The sequence below is a fragment of the Candidatus Kurthia intestinigallinarum genome (genome assembly GCF_003991225.1).
Classification (GTDB): Bacteria; Bacillota; Bacilli; order Bacillales_A; family Planococcaceae; genus Kurthia; species Kurthia populi.
Genome location: NZ_JTFC01000036.1, coordinates 37,419 through 60,216, shown reverse-complemented (window position 1 = coordinate 60,216; position 22,798 = coordinate 37,419). Strand labels below are relative to the sequence as shown.

Here is a 22,798-nt window from a genome sequence, read left to right as displayed (position 1 = left end):
GCTATATTTCCAAAAAACAACAAAAAGAACGCGTACTTTTACTCTCTATTAAAAAACATGCCCCCTATATAGAGGTCATGCTTTTATTTTTTGCAAGGAAATTGCTTTAGGATCGGGTGCTGGTTGCTCGTGATAATGGAAATAGGCAAGCATTAGCTCAAGCTTTCGACAGCAGTAGTTTCGCTCAATTGTAAAGACATTCAGCCAAATGGTCGCAAATAATGTCGTCGACAAAAAGGCAAAGGCCGCGCCCATTGGTAGATGGACATCACTTAGCTTCATATATGCCGCAAGCGCAACGGTAATGGTCGTTAAAAAAATCGCAAAAGGCTGAAAAATACGATTGTACTGCCAATCAATGCTGACCTTTTCCTTTAAAAATGCGATTTCCTTATCCTCAAACTGGCGTAGTAGCGGATAATTATCTTGCTCATCCTTTTTTACGACATCGTATAATTTACGAATGGACATGTCTTTTAGCTCTTGTAATGTAGGTTTATTCTCACTCATTTCAACACTCCTTTTATTACAATTATTAGAAAATTGATAATTTTATGTAAATTATATTTGTTTTTTATTAAAAAATCAAATGATACCTAAAACATTAAGAAAAGGGCCTTATGTTATAATCAACTGTAAAAAGAACGGAGAAACGTATGAAAACTATCAAGTTACAACAAACTTTTTTTAAATCGTCCAATAGAGCCCATAATTTCTCTGGTTCACCTGCATTTGTTAGTAGTGTAGTAGAGCGTACGATTCCTGGCGCTATTTTTTGCGTGAAGCAAAGCTATGTGATTCGCACGGATTCCGGACTTTATTTCGTGACAGGGCCTGTTGAAGAGGAACTATACGCCTTTTTACAGCGCTGTATGACGGGCGATGGACGTTTTACGCTATTTGTGACAGATACGAGTTGGCAACAACGACTAGATGCGGCTCCGCTTCGTAAAATACCACGCTATGCCTATTCAATTGATACAGCGGTCTATCAAGCATTACCTCGCTTGCACACTGCATATCCTATACAGCGCATTGATGCCAAAACCATTATGATGTCAACGGAATTCCCACAAGTCTATTACGAAGAATATTGGGGAAGCGTGTCACAGTTTTTAGCACATGGCAGTGGCTTTTGTATGATGGACGAGGAACAAATCGTTGGGGAGGCAACTGCCATTTTTCAGTCCACTACTGCGGCGGAGGTCGATATTTTCACGCACCCTGATTACGGCGGCAAAGGCATTGCCAAGCAACTAGCGATGGCTTTTATCGATCATTGCTTAGCACAGAACATCACGCCTCACTGGGACTGTGATGTAAGGAATACCGCCTCGATTGTCTTAGCGGAGAAAATCGGGTTTACGACGAGAAAGCCTTACGCAATTTATGTAAGGAAGTAGAAACTGTCCAATAAATGGGCAGTTTTTTTGTGTGCAGAATTATTCTTAAAACATTTTACGTATATTTCAAATAAATAGTGTATACTTTTTCCTTATTCATTCGTTTAATTAGCAGAAAGGAGAGAGATGCGTGGACAAAATTGCGAATGAGCAGCTAATTCAGGTGATGAATGACGTTTATTATTATCTGGTGAAAATTGGCGCAAATTCAGAACAGGCAAGGGATATTGTACAGGATGCAATTTACAAATCGATAGTGCATCTAGTGGCGATTGATACGAATAAGTATAAAGCATGGGTATTTAAAACCGCTATCCATCTTTTTTATGACCAGTGTCGACGTTCAAAAAAATTTGAGCAAGTTGAATTGGATGATGCCTTAAAATCATCTAATGCGCTCATAGAAGAGCAGCTCATCAAAAAAGAACAGGCGACACAAGTACAACGTGTGCTAGCGCAATTACCATATTTACATAAGCAACTCTTATTATGTAAATATGATTTAGGCTGGTCATATCAACAAATTTCTGCCTATTTTGATATACATACTAACACGGTTAAAACTTATTTAGCGCGAGCAAGAGCAAATTTCAAACAGCTTTATGAACAAGGGGGCTACGAACAATGACAGATCCATTTAATGAAAAAGAACTGACAAAAACATTAAAAAAAGCAAAACAGCGCACTTTATTAAAAATGACAGTAGTGGCACTGCTAATTAGCGTGGCCGTAATAGCAGCTAGCTTTTACGGTCATCGTTATTGGATAGGAAAAATACAAACCGAGGTCATGCTTGAGAAAGTGAATGAGCAAGCTTTTATGAGCTCAGCTAATACCTTTACAACGAATGTGAGCGAGACACAGGGATTTTTAAAAGGCACGATGACGCAGCAAGTATATAAAATTATTGAAGATACAATAATTCCATGGGATACCCAAACAATTCATTATACAAATAAAGGATTCGAATCAACGACCTTTACAAGCACGACAATTTCAGTAGATGATACAACAGAGATTCATATTCCAGATGGTCAACGCATCATGCAGTTTTATGTGCCACAATATCAATACAAAACCTATGAAAATGATTTAGCTAATATGAAGCAATATCCTGATGATAAATATATAGAGATGGCGATTTCATTTGAGGATAGCTTTCCATTTGAACATGTACAGAAAATGCTTCCGAAAGAACTTCATGTGACCTGGTATTGGGTGAATGATTTTGACTCAAAAAAACAAAAGCGTGATATGCCAGAATTAGATGGTGATTTATACGGATTCTCTGCACCTAATAAAAATACTACTGTTTTAGCCCAAAAACTGTTAACGAGTGAAGAAGGAATCAATACACCAGAACGATTCTTAGAAGCACTTAAAACATATTCTAAAGAAGACTATGAACTACTAAAAAAACGGCAGCACAAGAAATTTATTGCTGGGGTTGTCGTAACCGGTACGAAAAAAGATTTAGCTATTTTAAAAAATCAATCTTATATTAAATCGTCAAGTATAGGTGCAGTAGTTGATAAAAATTAGCTTTATCATTTCTTAAGATTTCTACTAGCCATTTCTTCATTTTTCTTCTTTACACTGACAATAGTAAAGGAGATTGACATACATGAAAAAACGGCTGAAATCCCTGATATGACAAGCTTTTCAGTCTCAAGGGATAATCGCGGTGGAAAAATAATCACAAATAATTTAAATTAATTTTAAAAAAGTGGTTTATCTTTATTTTATCGGGGAAAAGTAGAATTAATAATGATGCAATCCCATACCACGCTATACAAGCAACACGAACAAGTAAGGCGTCGTATCGAGAATGTGTTATGTCTCGATCGTAGACACATGTTGCGGGACTTAACCAAGCCGTTAACATTGTGTAAGTAAATAAAGTTATTTAAGCAACATCACGTAACAAAAATAGAAGTTTCAATTGATTGCATCATTAGGTGCTACACGGACTGGTGTTTTTGAGCCAGTCCTTTTATTTATTCAAAAAAGCGAATGGACGTTCGAATCCATTCGCTTTTTTTGATATAATAAATGTATGCAACAGCGCCTCTTAGAAAGGAGGCGGTTTATGTCGGCGGTTCTTTTGTATGTTTTTTCGACGCTTATTCTACCGATTACACTACTAGCTGCGCGTAGTTTCTGTAAAAACTATTGCTACAGCAAAGAGTGGACGGACAGTAAGGGCGTCAAACATTTTCGCGGCTATAATTGTCAGCCAAAAGAAAAAGACCCTAATCATGAAGATTAAGGCCCATCCGAAGTTAAACACGTAAGCTGCTGTAACAGCTAATGTGTACGCTCTCACACAATTCAACTATTTGAGAGGTCCGACACTGAGAGCTGTAACTCATCAGTGACGTCTGTTGCAAAGGCGGTGTTCGCGCACCGTCTTTTTGTATGGCTTCATTATAGCATATTTTTCAGTCTTGTTACCGTAACTTGTTTTGGAAATAAGGAATTTTTAATAAAAACGCACATAACGGAATGGCTACTATGAGTCCAATCACATTTTGTACAATATCACCAGGAATCGATGCCAGCGGCGCTACCCAGTTATTATACAGAATCCCTTCGCCGACATAGTACACCGCAATCATCACTGGCATTGAAATCACCGCAGCCATAATATTAAGCCCCATATGATTTCCTTTATGACCCTTCGCCCATGCAATCTTCCCGACAATATAGCCCTGTAAGCCACGTGCTACAAAGGTAATTGGTGCCCACAATAGCCAGCCACCTACCATATCAAAGAGCGCCATACCAATCGCTCCAGCGTATGCCCCTTTTTTCGGTCCAAATAGGATCGATGTAATAAATAGCATCGCTGTCCCCATATGCACAAGCCCACCATTTGCTTTAATTGGCAATTTAATATTTAGTAGCATTGTACAAACAAATACAAGCGCAATAAGCACCGCTGTCATAACCAGCTCTAATGTTCGTTTATGTGTTTCGGAATATCCATTTACATTTTGCATATTCATCTTCCTCACTTATTGTTAATTTACAGATTATTCTGAAGCAAAACTGACATAAAGAAAAGTACCAATTTATTAAAAAATGATAGGGTCAGTTTAGTTAGTAGATATGATAGAATGAAGAAAATTAAACTAAAGAGATGGGTTGAACGATAATGAAAAAAGTAGCGGTTATTCAGGACATGTCCTCTTTTGGGAAATGCTCGCTTACTGCAGCTATTCCAGTGCTTTCTGTCATGGGCGTACAGGCTTGTCCGCTTCCGACAGCTATTTTAACAGCACAAACAGCATATGATAGCTATTATTGTAAGGACTTAACAGCTGAGATGCCTCACTTTATCGAGGAGTGGGGGAAAATGAATGAAACCTTTGATGGCATTCATACCGGCTTTGTGACAGGGGAGCAACAGATTGACCACATTATGCAGTTTTTAGCGCGGTTTCAAACGACAGATACAACGGTGCTCGTCGATCCTGTCATGGGCGACATGGGAGATTTGTATAAGATGTATACGAGCCATTTACTAGAACGAATGCGCGCGCTAGTGAAACAGGCAACGATTATTACGCCAAACATTACAGAATGCTGCTTATTAACCGGCATTCCGTATGAGAAATTACATAATTATCACGAAGAAGAAAGCTTTATGCAGGCGGTAGAGGAAGCGGGACAGGTGCTCCATGCACAAACAGGCGCCCAGGTTATTATTACGGGTGTAACATCATCCTATACAGAGAAGCCTTCGATTAGCAATGTCGTCATCGATGCCAAGCAGAGCTTTTATCATAAACAGCCATTTAACGGCCAAAGCTACTCCGGAACAGGCGATTTATTCGCATCTGTCGTCATAGGTGGGCTATTACGCGGCCAAAGCCTAGAAGAAACAATCAAACTAGCAGAGCAATTTTTAACAGCTGCTATTGAAACCACCGCTAAACAAACAAGCCTGACAAAAGCAGGTGTTTATTTTGAACAGCATTTAGGCATGCTATTGTAGAGAAAAGAATCGCTTTGGCGGTTCTTTTTTTATGGTGGAAAATGGTAAAATGAGGGTATTTAGGGAAGGAAAGGTGGCGAATTTATCATGATTGTTCAAAAACAACAATTCCAATTAGCGTATACATTTGAAGATGGGCAAGAAATTCCTTTAACATTAGGCTATGAAACATATGGTACGTTAAACGAAGCGCGCGATAATGCGATTTACATTGCACATTATTTTAGTGCGAGTAGCCATGCAGCGGGGAAATACCATGCGGATGATGCAGCGCCTGGTTATTGGGATGCACTGATTGGCCCTGGGAAGGTAATTGATACCGAGCGATTTTTTGTGGTGAGTATCGATAATGTGTGTAATGTCGCACCTTATCTCCCAAATGTTGTGACGACCGGTCCTACATCGATTAATCCAAAAACAAATCAACCATATGGCTTGGATTTCCCTGTATTTACGTATCGCGACATGGCAAAGATTGCTTATCAATTTTTAAGTAAACAGCTTGGCATTTCTCAGCTTTATTTAGCGATGGGGGCTTCTGCAGGAGGGTTTCAAGTATTAGAGCTCGGCTGTGAGTTTCCAACATTTGCGAAGCGGATTACCGGCGTCATTACCAATGCACAAAATCCGACATGGACTTCATTGACTGTCTTACAGCCGGCGATGCGTGTTTTAGAGCTAGATGCGAATTGGCCAACAAAAGACGCGAAGGAAGGCTTACAGCTAGCCGTACAAATGATGAATACGGGCGCTTTCACTTCTACGTTCTACGAAAAAACATATCCACGCATTCAGGATGATGAGGCAACCTATACAGATTTGAAAATACCAGCTACCTATGAAGTAGCGCTTTCGCAAACAATTAAACAAAATCTACCGGTACTTGATCCAACACATTGGTATTATACATGTAAAGCGACCATGCTACAGGATTTGGCCCGTCAGCGAGGTTCGTTACAGGAAGCAGCTGCGCGATTTGAAGCTGATGTACTACTCATTTCATGTGATGATGATTTACTGCAGCCCTCATCCTACAATGCTGAATTTATTACGCTGTTGAAGAATGCCCATAAAACAGCAGACCATTTTCATTATCAAAGCACTTATGGGCATATGGCAGGGATTTTAGATATCAAGCCTTATGAAAATCGATTAAAAGAATTTTTACAATAGACAAGGGACACGGAGAAATCCGTGTTTTTTTAATGGGAAATAATTTGTATTAAATAAACGTAGGGCGTGTGAAAAAGCCATCTTCTCCAATGCCCATCATTTGCGTAAAAAGAAGATTCTCTAAACGGCTAAGTGGTTTAATACGCGCACTTTTTTCAATATTTGAGGACGTAAAGCCTCGTTGGATAAACGTATAAACTTCGCTAATGGAATGCTTGTCTAATGCATCATCAATTTTTTGTAGGGGAGTAGGCAATTTGCAATAAGCTGCATAAAATTCACCATGAGCCATCGCTAATTCCTTCCACATACGCTGGTAAAACATACGTCCTTCTGTTCGAGCGATAAAAAGGTCGTCGATTTCTTTTGATGCCATATTTAAACGAAAGGCCGCTTCTTCATAATGAATAATAGGCGGCTTGTTTCTTAGCTTTTCAAAATGCGTATAGGCCGCTTCTTGTTCAGCTACAGTCCACTTTCCGCTCCAATAGTTTGGGTCATGCAATGTCCGCAAAAAGTTTATATCCTCGCAGTGAAAAGCTGTAGGCAGACTATTTTCTAAGCAGGGCAGTAAAATTCTTCTGTCTACTAAGTCTTTTAAAATACGCGTTGTCAGCACCTTGCTTGGCGTGAATTCTTCTGAATAGTTGCAAAGGGGCATAATCTGTTGTTTTTCTTTATCATAAGCCAGTTGCAGCAGCCCTGTTACATAAAATCGTTCAGCACGCGTTAACTGAATCTCATTAGAGGCATGGGAAAGCTCAGTTAAAAATGCTGCAATTTGCGTCTGTTCTTTTTCATTCAGCTCGTCCTCTGTTAATTGAAACATTTGGTAGCGCATTTGTTGCTCTTTTAAACATGCGTCACAGTGACATTGCATTTTATCGTGATGCTCACAAATAGGGCAGTAACGCATCGTATCGATTTCATTCATACGTCGAATTTGAGAGCGATTTTGTAGAGGTAATAATAAAGGTGTGTGACCACATAGCTCGCAGTGCTCATGTACAAAGGCATCTGGAAAATACTGCGTTAACGTATTGGGCTGTACATCTAGTGCATAATAAGCAATTAAATTAACAACTGGCATCATTTCCTCATAATAGGCCTTCACTAATAATTCGACTTCTTGCGTCGATAAATGGGAAAGCTTTGTATGAATATGCTGTACATCTAAATCGTCATAAAACGCCATATGTTGTCGCCTCCTTTCTTTAATCATAGCGTAAAAAGAAACTAAGAAAAAGCGAGAAATCCATAAGAACTTCTCGCTTCTTTACACCCTACATGTTAATTCTTTTGTCATAAATACACTATTGGGATCTTCCTTATACTGACTAAAAGGACCGCAGACGATAAAGCCAAAACGTTCATATAAGCGATGAGCCGGCTTAAATGCGTCCATTGAACCTGTTTCTAAAGATAATGTTGTAAAGCCTCTCTCTATCGCATCATCAATAATACGCTGTAAAATGGCTGCGGCAACACCTTTTCTTAAATGTTTCTCTACCGTGCGCATCGATTTTAACTCCGCCTCCGTTTGCGACAATTCCTTTAAAGCACCACAGCCCATAATCTCAGAACCCTCCCAAGCACTATAAAACGTCATATCCGCTTGCTTTAAGCCATCAACCGATAGCGCATGCATACTTTCAGGAGGAGAATTTCCAGCCATATCCGCTAGATGCAACCCAATCAAATCCTGAGACTGCTCATTCGTTAAATCATCAATAATAATCTTCATACTCATATGCCCCTCGATCCTATTTTTGCTATATATATTCGCTATCAATCGTCGAATCACCTCTTTTTGCGAAATTGAGTAATGATGTCTTATTAGTAAATGTACCGAAAATGGTTTACGCATAACAAAAACAGTTGGTGACACAACATATGCATACTTCTATAATAACGTTGGGACCCGCGTTAAAAGCGGTATTTTTGAATATGTTTTAGATCGTGAAGGATATTAAAATTTCGTAAGAAGAGATTATTATTTAAGCGATAGCTAGGGGAGTAGCAATAAAAAATAGAATATATTAGAGGTGAATAATGTGAAAAATTTTCTTATTCCGGATAATTCGATGAATATAAAGATTCCTTATCAATTTTTACATCGTCATATTGATTTGAAATGGCGTGATATTTATTTTGGGTTGTTAGGTGAATATATAGATTCTGCTGTAGCTATTGAAAAAGCCATTGATGAATTAGAAAATGCAGATGGCGTTTCAGATACAATTGCTAGTATTGCTATTGCATCCGAAAAAGATTCGATGAAAATACAAACATATTTATTAGAATTAATCCCGAATGGAATAATGAATCAACAAAAAGATGTTTATGAATTAAAGTACAAATGGTTATATCTTTTTCTTTTGTATCTTTATGAAAATAAAGAAGAGCAAGATTATCAAATTGAGCGAAGTGATGGAACCGAAGTCCCGAATATTTATGAAAAAGTTTACTGGCTGTGTTCCGATTTCTCTGCAAAAGATTTTGATTTACTAGAATGTTTTGAACCCATTTTTCAGTTGACATCAAAAATGACTGTTATAGCTGTAACGAATGAAGAGATTAATAGTGTATGGCTTTCCTCATTAGAACAATATAAAGAGCAATATTTAAAATAAATCTTAAATAGGAAACTAATCTATGAAGCAAGATAGTGATAAGGCCGTTCTATTGTCAGCACAAAACTTAGATTAGTAGGGATAATTTTAATCATAAAACATTAAAAAAGTGAAGTCGATTAAGTGACTTCACTTTTTATTTCTGGTACATCATACTTTCAAAAAAATGCTGATTTACTTGTATAAGTTCATTGGTTTATACAACGAAGCAATAAACGCCTTTTGAAATCTCTACAGCGCACCTTCAACAAATTCAGCGGTCATAACTGTCTTATGACCGCTGAATTTAGTTAGACGAAGGTCGTTTATTACGTCCACGAACAAACCACGTATCATCCCCATTTATTTAGAACCTCTCTCAGTAAATAGAATCCTCTATGAAATATCTTTTTTGCAAATTCGCGTAATGGTGTCTTATCGGTATAAGCAATAATTTATTAAAATCAATTCTTTTATTCCATTTAAATATAAAGGTTATCTTAAATTAACCTAGTTAACTTAAATAAAAAAATAAGGTTTACTAAAGTTTTATATTTAACCTGATTTACTGACGCAAAAAGAGGGACTAATAAATAGTTTGCGTTTGCTTATTTTAAATTGTCGTAGTAAATATGTGTTAGTGCTTTGGAAATTGGATTTCGTAAAACTTTTTCGGGCGTCCTCTAGAGCTTGTTGTAATCGGTGGCAACTCTGCTGCAAGTCCTTTCTCTTGTAAATGCTGTAAAATACGGTTCGCTGAACGGACCGTAATATTTAATTTTTCACTTAATAAATCCCCATTTAAAATTGGATTTTTAAGCTCTTTAACTACCGCATCTATTTTTTGCAGTTGAATTAGTGGAAATGCATACTGCTCACTAAGTTCTCTTAAAAAATCTTGCTCCTGCTCATCAAAAGTAATTACTACATCTGGTAATAATGGTCCTTGTTTATGATGCTGTTCGATAATCCAGCCTTGGGTTTCTTTAGATGAACAAAGTTGTGCAGCTCTTTGTGCAAATTCACGACTCTCTAATACATCCTCACCAACACCCCAGCCCACCTTCACAGGAAATGACAAGGTTTTATGCAAATAGCCCACAAGCTCACACTTTGTTTTATCATGCGTGCGTTTCATAAAGGCTTCATAAGTAGTTAATAACACAATCGATGCCGCTTCTCGGTGAACCAAAATCGTCTCATCCTGTTCCTTTAAATCTAAAATCGCTTTGTATAAAGCGATTTGCCGGTACTCCAGCGCATCCACATTCATTTTATCAACAGGAATATGAATGTGTGCCACTACTAATTGGTTGCGACGAAATCGTTGTAGCTCCAATTGATACATAAATTTTTTAAACGTCGTTTTAATCGCATGCTTTGACGGATGTACAAGTAAATACGGGATTTGATCTACCTCGAGCATCGCCGGAATCTCTGCAACGCGTGTCAAACTAAGCTTTACGTCCTGCCTTGCATGTAATTGCTTATGCCACTGCGCTAGTTGGTCAATAATTTTTTGTGTGGAATAGGAATTGATTGTCTGACTAAATAAATACGGTGCTTCATCCGCTGACCATTCATGAATCCCTAAATAGTCATTTTCCTCATAGCAAAAATCAATCGCCAGTTCAGATAACGACATTTTATGCTTATAAAATAATTCCGTTAAAACACGGTAAAAATCCCGCTCCGAAATATCAAAATAGGCAATCGGAATTTTAAGCTGCTTAAACTGCGTTTGTGCAAAGAAATAAGGAATTTGTCCGCTAAATAACGCCCCATCCCCTTCAGATAAATGCGTATCCAACAGCATTTTTAAATCATCAAAATGCTTGTATGTAAAATAGACTAACTCACAATTATTCGGCTTGATAGCATCTAATTCTTTAATCCAGGACAAAGATAATTCTGCTGTAAAAACGTTTATTTTATACATGATAGAGCCTCTTTTCGTTTAAAATAGCTATTGCCTATTTTATCATTATATGGTTTCATTTTATAAAAGACCTATTCAACTTGTGTCTTTTAATTAAAAAAGACAGAATATTCAAACGTTGAAACGTCTAGTTCATTTTAAAGGAGATGAAGAACATGAATAATGCAGACACACAAAAGTCATCGTTTATCACCCGCTTTTTAGATTTAATTGAGCGAGCAGGAAACAAGTTACCAGATCCGATTACACTCTTTGTCATCATGGCTGGACTTGTCCTAATTTTATCATGGTTACTGTCTACAATTGGTTTATCTGCCGTAAAGCCTGGCACAGAAGAAACGATTACCGTTGTCAATTTATTAAGTCAAGATGGCTTAATCTTGATTGTAACAGAAATGCTGAATAATTTTACAGGTTTCCCTCCACTTGGTATGGTAGTCGTTTCGATGATTGGCATTGGTTTAGCGGAACAAACAGGTCTTATTTCCGCTATGATGAAAAAAACGGTTATGGCCGCACCTGAGAAATTAATCGTCCCTGTGCTTATTTTAACAGGTCTAGTCGGTAATCTAGCAGCCGATGCAGCATTTATTATCTTACCACCGATTGCAGCGCTTATCTTTATGAGCATCGGGCGTAATCCAATTGCTGGTCTTATCGTTACATATGCAGCAGTAGCAGGCGGCTTTAGCGCTAACTTATTGATTAGCTCTCTCGATGTTTTACTACTAGGGATTACCGAATCTGCGGCACATATCGCAGATGCAGACTATACAGGTCGTGCCACAATGAACTATTACTTCCTTATCGCATCCACATTCGTTTTAGTAATTTGTGGTACTTGGGTTACGAAAAAGTTTACAGAACCGCGTTTCGGTAAATTTGAGGGCACTGTAGACAAATTAGAACCATTAACTGCACTGGAGAAAAAAGGCTTAAAATGGGCAACCATTGTCACAATTATTTATTGTGTCGTTATTGCATTTACGGTCATTCCTTCTAATGGTCTTTTAAGAGATCCGGAAACAGGTAGCTTCTTAAACTCACCATTTATGACAGGTATTGTGCCAATCATGCTCTTCTTCTTCCTTTTACCAGCACTTGCTTATGGTATTGCGTCAAAAGAAGTGAAATCAGATAAAGATGTTGCAGAGAAAATTTTTAAATCAATCGCAGATATGGCCCCGTTTATCGTATTAGCGTTTGTGGCCTCGCAAATGATTGCCTACTTTAACTGGAGTAATATTGGTTCGATTATGGCAATTAAAGGCGCTGAGCTATTACAAGCATTAAACTTTACCGGCCTTCCGATGATTATTGGCTTTATTATAATTTGTGCCTTTGTCAACTTACTAATTGCCAGCGCTTCTGCAAAATGGGCATTATTAGCTCCAATTTTTGTACCGATGTTTATGTACTTAGGCTATTCACCAGCCGTTACACAGGCTGCCTATCGTGTGGGGGATTCTATCACCAATCCGATCACACCTATGCTAGCTTATTTCGCCATTCTTTTAGCTTTCGCAAGACGCTACGACAAGAATATTGGCATTGGGACATTAATTTCCGCGCTACTTCCCTACTCTATTGTCTTTGCGATTGGTTGGGTCATTCTATTTGCCATTTGGTTCTTATTCGATTTACCGCTAGGACCTGGTGATTTTATTCATTTAAAATAAGGAGATGTTTCCATGTCGATTATTCAACAGGAGAAATTTAGTACATTAATTGATACGTATGAGGAAGAAATGATTGCGCTTCGTCGTCATTTCCATGCAAACCCGGAGCTTTCGTATGAGGAAGTAGAAACACCTAAGACAATCGCTGCCTTTCATCGTGCTTTAGGACATGACGTACGTGAGCATGTGGGTGGTAACGGTGTTGTCGCAACATTAAAGGGACATAAGCCTGGAAAAACTGTTGCGCTACGAGCTGATTTTGATGCGCTGGCTATTACGGAAGAAACAGGGCTCTCTTTTCAATCAACAATTAATGGGCGCATGCATGCGTGTGGGCATGACGGCCATACCGCTACGCTCCTTATTGTCGCAAAAGCATTAAATGCGCTACAGCATGAGCTTGCAGGAACGATTGTATTTATTCATCAACATGCCGAAGAGCTTGCCCCGGGAGGCGCGATTGCGATGATTGAGGATGGGTGCTTAGAGGGGGTAGATGTCATCTTCGGCACACACTTATGGGCGCCACTAGAGCTAGGGACGATTTATACGGCACCCGGGCCACTAATGGCAGCTGCGGATGCGATTTATATTACCATTCAAGGTAAAGGCGGACATGGCTCTAATCCAAGTGATACGAAGGATTCCATTTTAATCGCTTCTCAGTTTATCGTGAATTTACAGCAAATCGTTTCAAGACGAATTAATCCCCTCCACCCAGCGGTTATATCAATTGGTCATATTGAAGCATTGAATCCGTTTAATGTAATTGCAGACCAGGTGTATTTAAAAGGGACTGTTCGTACGTTTAATGCAGAAGAGCGCGATTTAATTGAAAAAGAAATTGAGTCGTTATTACAGGCGACGTGTGCTTACATGAAAGCGAGCTATACGTATGAATATGTGCGAGGCTATCCAGCAGTCGTGAACCATCCTGCTGAAACGAATCATATTATGCAGACCGTCGAAAAAATGCCTGAGCTTCAAGGGTTAGTATGTGAACCACAAATGGGCGGAGAAGATTTTGCTTACTATCTTGAACACGTACCAGGCAATTTCTTCTTCACAGGTGCTAAAAATCCTGAATGGTCCGAGGTTTATCCACATCATCACCCTAAATTTGATATTGATGAGCGAGCATTAGCTATTGCAGCTAAGGTATTAGGCCACGCTACGTTAGATTATTTAAAATAATAATAAAAAGGAAGTGCTCGCATGAAGAAGCACTTCCTTTTTTATTGACCTTCTAGCTCCAACAACCAAGCCTTTCGCTGCAGTCCACCTCCATAGCCACCGAACTGCCCATCTGTATTAATAACGCGGTGGCACGGGATAAGCAGTGCGATTTGATTGGCACCATTTGCTTGTGCAACTGCACGGGCAGCTGTTGGTTTACCTAATTGGATGGCGAGCTCCTTGTAACTTCTCGTTTCACCGACTGGAATTTGGCGGAGTTGTTCCCAAACTACCTTTTGAAAGGGTGTGCCAATTTCAGTTGAAAGGGGTGTCTGAAAAGTCATAGAGGTTCCTTCAAAATAGGCAGCTAATTCCGTAGTTAACTGCTGTAGGAGCTTATTTGTCCCAGGCACAATCGCTACATTTAATTTTTTACGCATAGTAAGGATTTCATTTTCCAGCCCTCGACGATCGACGAACTCGAGCAAATAAAGTACCTCGTCATCTGCAATGGCCATCATAGGCCCGAGCTTTGTTTCAATCCAAGTGGCAGTTAATAAGCGAATGTCGCCACTACTGCGCGGTACATTTCCCATAATTCGTGTAAAGGCATCACGAAACCCATTGCTAGATTCAAAGCCGCTATCAAGCTGTGTCTCAATTAGGGGCTTGCCATTACGTATATGATTGAAGGCAATCCCAAGTCTTCGCGCACGTGCATATTCTAAAAACGTCATGCCAAATGTTTTTAGAAATTGCCTACGTGCTGTATTGGCACTGATGGATAATTCCTCAAAATCTCGGTCACGCCATTTTCTCTCAGGATCTGCTTCGATGGCTTCCACTAATTTTCGTACGTCTGCTGATAATGTAGTCGGTGTATGAAGCGGCTGACATCGTTTACAGGGGCGGTACGAGGCAAGCACTGCCTCTTGCGCTGTTTTGAAAAATTCACAGTTTTCTTTTTTAGGCTTTTTCGCTGGACAGGTCGGTCGACAAAAAACACCTGTTGTCCTGACCCCAACAAAAAAGATGCCCTCGTAGTGTGAATTTTTTTCAAGTAGCATTTGATAATATTCGTCAATCAACGCTGGTTGTGAAATCATATGCATCCTTCTTTCATTTCTTGATGAGCTTAGTCTATCAAATTCCTCTTCTCTCTATACCCAAAAAATTAACACCGATTTTTTTCATATGGTAGCTCACCAATCCTATCGTCAGAAATCGCGCATCACCTTAGAAAGCGTGTTTTGGCTACGACATATCAATAAATATGTGTCAGCACTATGAGAATAAGCCTGTTCATTTAACAAGTATCTATTCGAGTAGGAGGTTTTCATAAATCATTATCATTTCTTTGCAGGATAATTGTGCATGCTTGGTATCATATAGCATAAAAATAACTTAAAAAGTACCCCTTAGAGCCCAGATTTCGCCCCTTTTTCGTCATTTTCGGGACTGTAAAGGTCGTTTTCAACATAGAAAAATGAAAATTAATCAAGCATCTTGCTGTTTTCTAGAATCGCGCTAGCAAATGCCCAGATCCACGCTTAAAGCTCGACAAAAATGATCCCTCGGAGAAACAAAAAAGGCTGTTTTCGCCTCATTTCGGGCAAAAACAAGCCTTTTTCTATGCTTAAAGTTAATAACTATCGCTTACATTCATATTAAATTATGCTAGTTCAGCTTTTAAATACAAAATAGTTATGCAAATGCTTATATTCCCTGCGTCTTTAGGCTTTGTTTGGCACATATTTAAAATTATGTCGTAGTCAAAAGACGCTAGTTGAGCTTTTGACGATTTTTAATAAAGCATTTCTAACAAACACTATCGTTTTACAAACTTCGCATCAGCCCATACCGTATGATCTGCTGCATTTCCATTAATGCCAGCATCCGTTGTGACAAGCTTCAGCTCCTTTGCGCCCTTCAATGAAACATTTACGAAACCGCTTGAAGTAGTAGAATAAAAGGTGTTACTGCCATACACTTGCTTACCGTCCACTGATACTTCAAAACGAGCAGACGAGGAGGTATTATTCTGCATCTCCTGATCAATACCAATATAGCTTTCAAAGTAATCATAGTCCCTGTTACTCAAATCATAAATGACTGTTGAGCGAGCGTGTGTACCAAGCCCTTTTTTGTATGTCGTATCGACACCCTGACGAAGTAAATGAATGGATTTGCCTGCTGGCGATTTATCTCGCTGGAAGCCGCCCCATGCAATGGTGGCTGATACAGGGTCAATATCTGAAGTATAGGTCACCTGATTGGCAACAACAACACGCATTTTCTTCGTTTTTTGCTGACCCTCCTGCTCTATTTTATAGATCACTGTATAATCACCAGGAACTTTTGTATCGACATTAGATGTAATAGAAACTTCATCAGTAATAGTGTCACCCGCGCTATTTTTAGCCGTCACGTAATCACTTGGCGTAAATTCACTATTTACAGGAATGGTTACGTGATGTTCAATTGATAATTCAGGCTGTGTAGTATGAACTTCTACAGCTTCTAAAGCCTTTAGCTTTTTATCGTATGCAACAACTTGATAGGTCGCATCTTCTGTGATTTCCTCGGTGAAGCTATTCGTTGCAGTGAATGCTAAAAGCTTACCATCTCGGTAAATTTCATAACCAAGTACATGCTCTTGATTGTCTGGGTCCATCTCTAGTGAAATCGTATTTTTAGTTGCTGCATGCGTTAAATCAACTTGTGGCTGCGCGTCCTCGGAAAAGCCATGTCCTTTATAAGAAATCACACTATTATTTAAATACCAAATCTTTGTCGGCGCCTCATAAATGCTCGTTTTCTCTTTCGTATCATCACCTACAGTGAAGCCATGTCGCGCAAAGTAGCTACTTAGGTCCTTTTCTAACACTTCTGAAGAATATTGAATTAAATATTGCTGCTTTGAGTAATCACCCTCTGGTAAGGAAACAGGCTGTTCACGGTAAAGTTTATTCAGTTCAGCCCAGTAACCTGGATGAGCTAATTCTAGCTGCCAAAAAGCACCTAAGCGTTCGGATAATCCTTGTGCCGTCATCGATTTTTGGTTTTCTTTAATAACATGCTTGTAAATCGTTTCATATGGAATTCGATTATCGAGCGCATTATACTCTACTGACATTGCCATCGAGACCATATTATTTGTCACTTCTCCGTACTCTCGCATGCCAACCGCCATTCGATGCCCAATTTCATGGGTTAGGCCCCAGCCTGGATATGTTTTACTAAAATCCCCACTAAATAAGAAGGGGACGGTGCTGCGCTGTATACCGGTATGATTCCCTGCTGCATACATCGCACCATAGGGCTGCATTAATCGAATATTTTCACGAATTTCTCCTGGTGTATGCACTGTCTTACTACTGTCAAAACCCGTAAAATCAAATAGTTTCTTAATCCATCTATCATATCCACTAACGGTCGTTTGCGGATTGACATCATTAGTAATAAATTGCTTATATGCTTCTGAAGCGGTACCTGTAAATAAGATGCGATCACTCATAATTTCAGTCACATCAATTAATTGACGGTCCTTTACCTCCGGGTGGGCTTCAACATCTTTCGCTAGTCGCTGCTGATAGGTTTCTAAAAAGCTTTTAAATACCGCAACATCATCTCCTTTTTTAAATAAAGGGAAACGCTCCCCACCTTCAAAACGTAAAACCGGCGCTTTTTTCTGTTGTTCAGCAGTGTAAGGATTGATAATATAGACAGCGCCACCTTGTGTCACATTCCCCGTATAAATTGCGGGTACAGTAAAGACATTTTTTCCTGGCTTTAAATTAACCGTTCGATTCCACGCATTCCAGCTTCCCTCCTGCTGGGTAAACATGAGTTGTGGTAGTGGCTGTGTGCTATCTGCCTCTACATAGACGGTTAATTCCTCCCCAACTAGAGCAGCAATTCCTGTAGGCTGCGAATTTGAGCCATAGGGCATTTTTAATGTTTGCTGTGCATAACTCGCCATATTTCCACGCTGTTCAGCTGTGATAATGCGTCCCTCTGTTTGCAACTCCCCATTGACAATTTTTTTCGCTAAGGAAATTTGTGATTTGTATTCTTCAGAAAGCGGGTGCTTTGCAATTTGCTTTTCAAGCTCCTCAATTTTAGCGGGTGAATTATAGGCTGTGCTTACTTCTGCCATTAGATTATTTGAGAAAAGGCTGTTCATCTCTTCAGCTATTTGGTCTTGTTTGTAAAAGGAAAATTCCCCTGCGGCTGCCCAATTTGCATTGGCCTTTTTAAAAACGAATTTTAAACGTTTAAATTCTGTATTTGCAAATTGAATTTCAATCGTATCATTCGTCGAACTAGTATATTCGCCTACAGTTACGCGTGTAAAATCATCTTCTGCTTCGGAAGTAGAAGTATAAATTTCGAATTGCTGTGCAAACCCTTTACCACCTGGGCGAGGGGTGTAAATAATTCGACTTAGCTCTTCCGTATCATTAAATGTAAATATGACTTCATTCGTAAATGTATCACTGTTCGGCTTTCCTGTTTCCCAGTGCGTAGTTGTATCACCATCAATCGCATAATCTAGCAATGATTTATGATAAATGCCACCATTGTTTTTGATGGACTTTATATGAGAAGAATCAATTTTAAAAAGTGCCTCATAGTCTGCTAAATATGCGCTATTCTTTAAAGAGAATGGTTGTACAGAAGCGGTGGTATTTTCAGTGTTCGCACGTACACTGTTTTTTGTCTCCGATTCGGTTGCATAACTTAGGATTGGTAAAGTCGTTAAATTAAGTGTTAGAACTGTAGCTACGGCAATTGATACGCCTTTTTTCATGTAATAACCCCCATCATAATATTAAAATCGCTTATAACTATCTGAAAAATCAAATAATTAATAAACATAGTTAAAATCGTAATATAAAAAACATATTATTACAATTATTTTAAACTTTTGACATAATTTAAATTATTTTTAAATAGATAAAAGTCCTATATTGATATTAAAATAAAAAAACACGGATTTCTCCGTGTCTTTTTTAGACAGATGGTGGTCGATTCACAACTAATATATTATCTGCCTGTTGTTTTTCTAACAACCGTAGTACATCAGCTCCATAAATCCCTTCGGCATAATCCATTTCAGATTCATAAATTGGGATAAGTTGATGTGCTACAATTAAAACTTTTTCTACAACTGTACCAGAAATAGAGAATTCATTTGGTTCTCTTGCTAATAAATGGGTCATTTTTGTATGATTCGATAAAATCTTTAATGCGTTCCCTTCAATAGGGAACGTCGTATAGCCATAAATCTTCTGCAGCTTTTTACGTGCGCTATATCCAAATTCCGCCATCATGCGTAAAGGCCAGTTTTTTTCAGGAAGTGTCCATTCCCCTTCAGAAGCGACCCAATTAAGTGGTAATTTCATCATCATTTCATATGCTTCATTGTGCGTTACATTTGGCGGGAGATGATTACTAACACCCAATGTGAAAACAACATAATATGGATGTTTTTTCGTTGGATAAATAATATTTCCTGTAATCGTAAGCGTCGGATTTTCTTCTTCTAATAAATTTGATATTTGAATGGCAATCGGCCCATACTCTTTTTCGAAATTTTCACGTACTTTTTCTTCATCTGTTAACGCTTCCGTTATTTTTGCCGCCACTTTCGAATTGGGCTGTCCATCGTCTACCGACTTCTCCACAACGGCAGGACGTTGAAAATCAATGACTTCCTGGACCCGTGCCGCTGTTAATTTTTCTTGTAAAGCCGTATAGCCATTTGCTTCCGCATACTGCCACTCCGCTTTATATACTGGCACCAATTCATCGATGCGAATTTCTTCGCCTTCTACCTGCAAGTGCTGGATATCTGAATCAGTAGGAGCAGAAATTAACATACAGCTTAAATAGGTTTCAATGCCATACGGGTCTGCTAAATCCCCTTTGTTGGGGACGATGACCCCTCGAGCCGGCTGAACGTTTTCATCATGCGGAATACATGCTAATTTAATCAACCAATTAATCGGCCATATTTTTTCTCGATCCAACCAGTCTGCCCCGCCTTCAAGCCAATCTGCAGGTACTTTCATCATATTTTCCACATATAACAGGTTGTATCCAACCGCGCGGTCACTCATACCTGTTGTAAATAAAACATAATACGGATGGGCGGCTGATGGGGCAATAATATGCGCCTGAATCGGGACTTCAGAAGGGAAGTTTTGATAATAGGTCGTTTGAATCGGACCGTACACCTCTTCAAACGCCGCACGAATTACCGCATGACTGGATGGTTCTTCGTATTCTTCCTCGTCTTCATCCTCATAGTCCTCGTCTTCATCATCATATTCCTCTTTAGGCGTTGTACGCGGCACATGGTCGGCGGGTAAGGTCGCATTATGGGCCTGAATGAGTGCTAGAATTTCCGTTTGATTTTGTTCTTTCGCCATCACCTCGGCATCTTTTCGTTCAAAATAACGAATCGTCGTATCCACACCATAGTCGATTAACAGTTGGACAACTTCTTTATTTCCAGATCGAATAGCACCGAATAGGACATCTTTATAGGGATGAGGCGGTTCAAAATTTATCGCAGCCCCCTGTTGTAATAAATAGCGCACCATCTCATAATGGCCTTTTGCCGCAGCTGATTTTATCGCTGTATCTTTATAAGGGAAGGATTCTTCATCAATATCCATTCCACTTTCTAGAAGCCATTTCACAATCGCTAATTGATTTGATTCAGCGGCTAAATGTAAAACCGTTCCAACCGGTGTATAGGCATGCAATACATCCTCGTTATTTTCGTCTAGCTGTTGCAGGACGTCTAGCTTCCCTTCTCTGATCGCCTTCTGTACCGTTTGATTTAATAACGGTGTGTTTGGTTTTTTATTTTCCATCCTTAAATACCTCCATTTTTATACATCTTTAGCGACTTCACCATTTTTAACTAGTATTTCTATGATTTCTTCTCTTGTTGCACCCTTTTTATCCGCTTCTCTTAATGCTACCACAACAGCTTCTAGATTTTCTTTATTATGCTGCCTACGATTTGGTGCAATCACTAAATTATACAAACTGAGTATGGGATCAATATCAACTTTTTTTAGAATGGCTTGGCCTTCTTTTACTAAACTTTGCTGAGCTTGACCTTTTCCTTTTTTATAAAGTATATGATGAGCATGAGGACGATCGTCGACTGCTAAGTATGGAGCTCGTTCATTATTATAGCGTTCTGTTCCAACACGTTTTTCATAATATTTTGCATAAGAAATTACCTTTCCATGTCTTAATGCCTCATCATATTGTTCTTCAACCCCAAGAGACCGCATTGTACGGCGAATACAATTCAAATCTTCTTCTGTTAGTTTAATATCTCCTTTGAAATTTGCATTTTGAATCGCTAACAATAACTCATTCATTTTTTCGTGCTTTATATGATTTCCTGATTTTTGAAAATCAATAAATTTATAAAAATGCTCTTTAATATGAGGGCGCTCTATATTTTCTCTGATTTCATTAAATTCTTTAGGAGAAATTTTCACAGGTGCGGAAAAAATATCTTGAATTACTTTAATTTTTTTACCTTCTTGTGAAGAACTAATATTCTCTTTCGTCTTAGAGAAGTAAACGTGATTATCTTTATTAGAAGAGCCCATTTTCTTTACAGCTAAAAATTCTCCATCTGGGGTAACAGCATTCTCAGTAAGTTGAATAGATTTTTTTACAAGATAGGATATATCTTCACTTAAATCTTTTCCTAAATCTTTGCTCACTTTGGCAACTTTTTTAACCTTATTTGTTACCTTATCTGTTACCTTGTTTGAAATATTATTTATAGTTGATTTTAATTTTAGTGGCTTATTTGCGAGTAAATCAGTATTCTTATTTACATCATATACTATACCCTTCATATTTAGATTGCTAATAGTACCCGCCTTCAAAGCTTTTCCCTGTTTGATAACCGAACTACTAATTTTTCCGGCAGTTGTACCCATTTTAGCTACACCGGCTGCAGGGCCTGCGCCTGGAACAAATAATGTCGCCGTATTAAATACATAGCCACCTATTGCGTAGGAGTCACCATTTTTTACATTTTGAGTTATGTTCCCTATCATTTTTGTGACGCCCTCTTTTAGTTGGGCGCGGCCTTCCTCTGTGGCCACTAGATTATAGGTGTCTGTTAAGGCTTTTTTATCTTGCTCCATTTTGTATTCCATGTATTTAGGTGGCTTTAATCCGGCCATTTTTAGAGTAGCTGTGTCTACTGCGTTCTCAATTGAATTATATGTAGAAACTGCCCCGATAGCCGTATCACTAATAAGACTTCCTGCTGCACCAATGATACCCATTTGAAAAAGAATTCTTTCCTTCTCCGCTTTGCCTAGCGCCTTAAATCCTTCTGGCAAGCCATACTGCTCGACAAGCTGATCAATCGGGAGGTTTTCAATATAGTTCACTGCTTTCCCCCAGGCCTTCGCTACCTCTTCTGAACTCTCCTTCAAATAGGTTTCAAATGGATGCGCCTTAGCATACTGCTCCTCTAATCGTTTTTGCTCCGCTAGTTCACGCTGCTGTGCCTCAAATTGTTTTTGTGCCTGAATCGCCTGCTGATACTCCGCCATACTGTCACTAAACGCTGAACTCTCAGTCAATGCATCAAAATCCGGAGATGAATACGCAAGACCTATTGAAACATTTAATAGCTCAATATATGTCTCCGTCATATTCGACACAACTTCTTTTTCCACTTGCATACGTTCAAATGTATGTACATTCGTGAGCGTATAAAAAAACAAAAAAACGAGCTTATTTCACGATAATAAGCT

General features: G+C 38.8%; 18 protein-coding genes. 9 read left to right on the top strand and 9 right to left on the bottom strand.

The genetic code is table 11. From position 1 onward, the window contains the following. Positions 1-75: 75 nt before the first annotated feature. Positions 76-510 carry a hypothetical protein gene (locus tag QI30_RS14710; protein ID WP_126991356.1) on the bottom strand — a complete coding sequence of 145 codons (435 nt, stop codon included), beginning with the start codon at positions 508-510 and terminating at the stop codon, positions 76-78. Between the two features lie 146 nt (positions 511-656). Here QI30_RS14710 and QI30_RS14705 point away from each other — a divergent pair, with 146 nt between their 5' ends. The 4 genes from QI30_RS14705 to QI30_RS14690 all read left to right on the top strand — a co-directional run bounded on the left by QI30_RS14705 (position 657) and on the right by QI30_RS14690 (position 3,672). Then, positions 657-1,403 carry a GNAT family N-acetyltransferase gene (locus tag QI30_RS14705; protein WP_126991355.1) on the top strand — a complete coding sequence of 249 codons (747 nt, stop codon included), beginning with the start codon at positions 657-659 and terminating at the stop codon, positions 1,401-1,403. Between the two features lie 130 nt (positions 1,404-1,533). After that, complete coding sequence (locus QI30_RS14700; protein ID WP_126991354.1) at positions 1,534-2,031, top strand: RNA polymerase sigma factor; 498 nt, start codon at positions 1,534-1,536, stop codon at positions 2,029-2,031. Further along, the gene (locus QI30_RS14695) at positions 2,028-2,945 is read left to right on the top strand and encodes an anti sigma factor C-terminal domain-containing protein (RefSeq protein WP_126991353.1); all 918 of its coding nucleotides are present in this window, start codon (positions 2,028-2,030) and stop codon (positions 2,943-2,945) included. Before QI30_RS14700 ends, QI30_RS14695 begins: the two co-directional genes overlap by 4 nt. Before the next feature lie 547 nt (positions 2,946-3,492). Beyond that, positions 3,493-3,672, top strand: coding sequence for a hypothetical protein (locus QI30_RS14690; RefSeq protein WP_126991352.1), 180 nt, complete (start codon positions 3,493-3,495; stop codon positions 3,670-3,672). 181 nt (positions 3,673-3,853) lie between these two features. On the opposite strand, the gene QI30_RS14685 is transcribed toward QI30_RS14690, so the two are convergent. Continuing rightward, on the bottom strand, positions 3,854-4,405 hold the full coding sequence (locus QI30_RS14685; RefSeq protein WP_126991351.1) for an ECF transporter S component: 552 nt from the start codon (positions 4,403-4,405) through the stop codon (positions 3,854-3,856). 155 nt (positions 4,406-4,560) lie between these two features. Here QI30_RS14685 and QI30_RS14680 point away from each other — a divergent pair, with 155 nt between their 5' ends. Continuing rightward, positions 4,561-5,403 carry a pyridoxamine kinase gene (locus QI30_RS14680; protein WP_126991350.1) on the top strand — a complete coding sequence of 281 codons (843 nt, stop codon included), beginning with the start codon at positions 4,561-4,563 and terminating at the stop codon, positions 5,401-5,403. An 87-nt stretch (positions 5,404-5,490) separates the two neighbouring features. Next, positions 5,491-6,576 carry a homoserine O-acetyltransferase family protein gene (locus QI30_RS14675; RefSeq protein ID WP_126991349.1) on the top strand — a complete coding sequence of 362 codons (1,086 nt, stop codon included), beginning with the start codon at positions 5,491-5,493 and terminating at the stop codon, positions 6,574-6,576. A gap of 49 nt (positions 6,577-6,625) precedes the next feature. Here QI30_RS14675 and QI30_RS14670 read toward each other — a convergent pair whose 3' ends face one another. Together QI30_RS14670 and QI30_RS14665 are read right to left on the bottom strand one after the other, a co-directional pair. Continuing rightward, complete coding sequence (locus QI30_RS14670) at positions 6,626-7,771, bottom strand: hypothetical protein (RefSeq protein ID WP_126991348.1); 1,146 nt, start codon at positions 7,769-7,771, stop codon at positions 6,626-6,628. An 81-nt stretch (positions 7,772-7,852) separates the two neighbouring features. Continuing rightward, a complete protein-coding gene (locus QI30_RS14665) occupies positions 7,853-8,320 on the bottom strand; it encodes a GNAT family N-acetyltransferase (RefSeq protein ID WP_126991347.1) in 468 nt (155 codons plus the stop codon). 310 nt (positions 8,321-8,630) lie between these two features. Here QI30_RS14665 and QI30_RS14660 point away from each other — a divergent pair, with 310 nt between their 5' ends. Beyond that, positions 8,631-9,209, top strand: a complete 579-nt coding sequence (locus QI30_RS14660) for a DUF2247 family protein (protein WP_126991346.1) — start codon at positions 8,631-8,633, stop codon at positions 9,207-9,209. Between the two features lie 616 nt (positions 9,210-9,825). Here QI30_RS14660 and QI30_RS14655 read toward each other — a convergent pair. Continuing rightward, positions 9,826-11,127, bottom strand: a complete 1,302-nt coding sequence (locus QI30_RS14655; RefSeq protein WP_126991345.1) for a hypothetical protein — start codon at positions 11,125-11,127, stop codon at positions 9,826-9,828. Between the two features lie 155 nt (positions 11,128-11,282). Here QI30_RS14655 and QI30_RS14650 point away from each other — a divergent pair, with 155 nt between their 5' ends. Next, positions 11,283-12,806: an AbgT family transporter gene (locus QI30_RS14650; protein ID WP_126991344.1), complete on the top strand. Its 1,524-nt coding sequence runs from the start codon at positions 11,283-11,285 to the stop codon at positions 12,804-12,806. 12 nt (positions 12,807-12,818) lie between these two features. Further along, positions 12,819-14,000, top strand: a complete 1,182-nt coding sequence (locus QI30_RS14645; protein ID WP_126991343.1) for an amidohydrolase — start codon at positions 12,819-12,821, stop codon at positions 13,998-14,000. Positions 14,001-14,041: 41 nt separating this feature from the next. Here QI30_RS14645 and QI30_RS14640 read toward each other — a convergent pair whose 3' ends face one another. The 4 genes from QI30_RS14640 to QI30_RS14625 all read right to left on the bottom strand — a co-directional run bounded on the left by QI30_RS14640 (position 14,042) and on the right by QI30_RS14625 (position 22,720). Continuing rightward, positions 14,042-15,088 (bottom strand): bifunctional transcriptional activator/DNA repair enzyme AdaA, encoded by a 1,047-nt coding sequence (locus QI30_RS14640; protein ID WP_233600609.1) that lies wholly within the window; start codon positions 15,086-15,088, stop codon positions 14,042-14,044. 722 nt (positions 15,089-15,810) lie between these two features. Then, positions 15,811-18,795 carry an NPCBM/NEW2 domain-containing protein gene (locus tag QI30_RS14635; RefSeq protein WP_126991342.1) on the bottom strand — a complete coding sequence of 995 codons (2,985 nt, stop codon included), beginning with the start codon at positions 18,793-18,795 and terminating at the stop codon, positions 15,811-15,813. A 202-nt stretch (positions 18,796-18,997) separates the two neighbouring features. Continuing rightward, complete coding sequence (locus QI30_RS14630) at positions 18,998-20,869, bottom strand: suppressor of fused domain protein (protein ID WP_126991341.1); 1,872 nt, start codon at positions 20,867-20,869, stop codon at positions 18,998-19,000. An 18-nt stretch (positions 20,870-20,887) separates the two neighbouring features. Continuing rightward, on the bottom strand, positions 20,888-22,720 hold the full coding sequence (locus QI30_RS14625) for a hypothetical protein (RefSeq protein ID WP_158621044.1): 1,833 nt from the start codon (positions 22,718-22,720) through the stop codon (positions 20,888-20,890). Between the last annotated feature and the right edge of the window lie 78 nt (positions 22,721-22,798).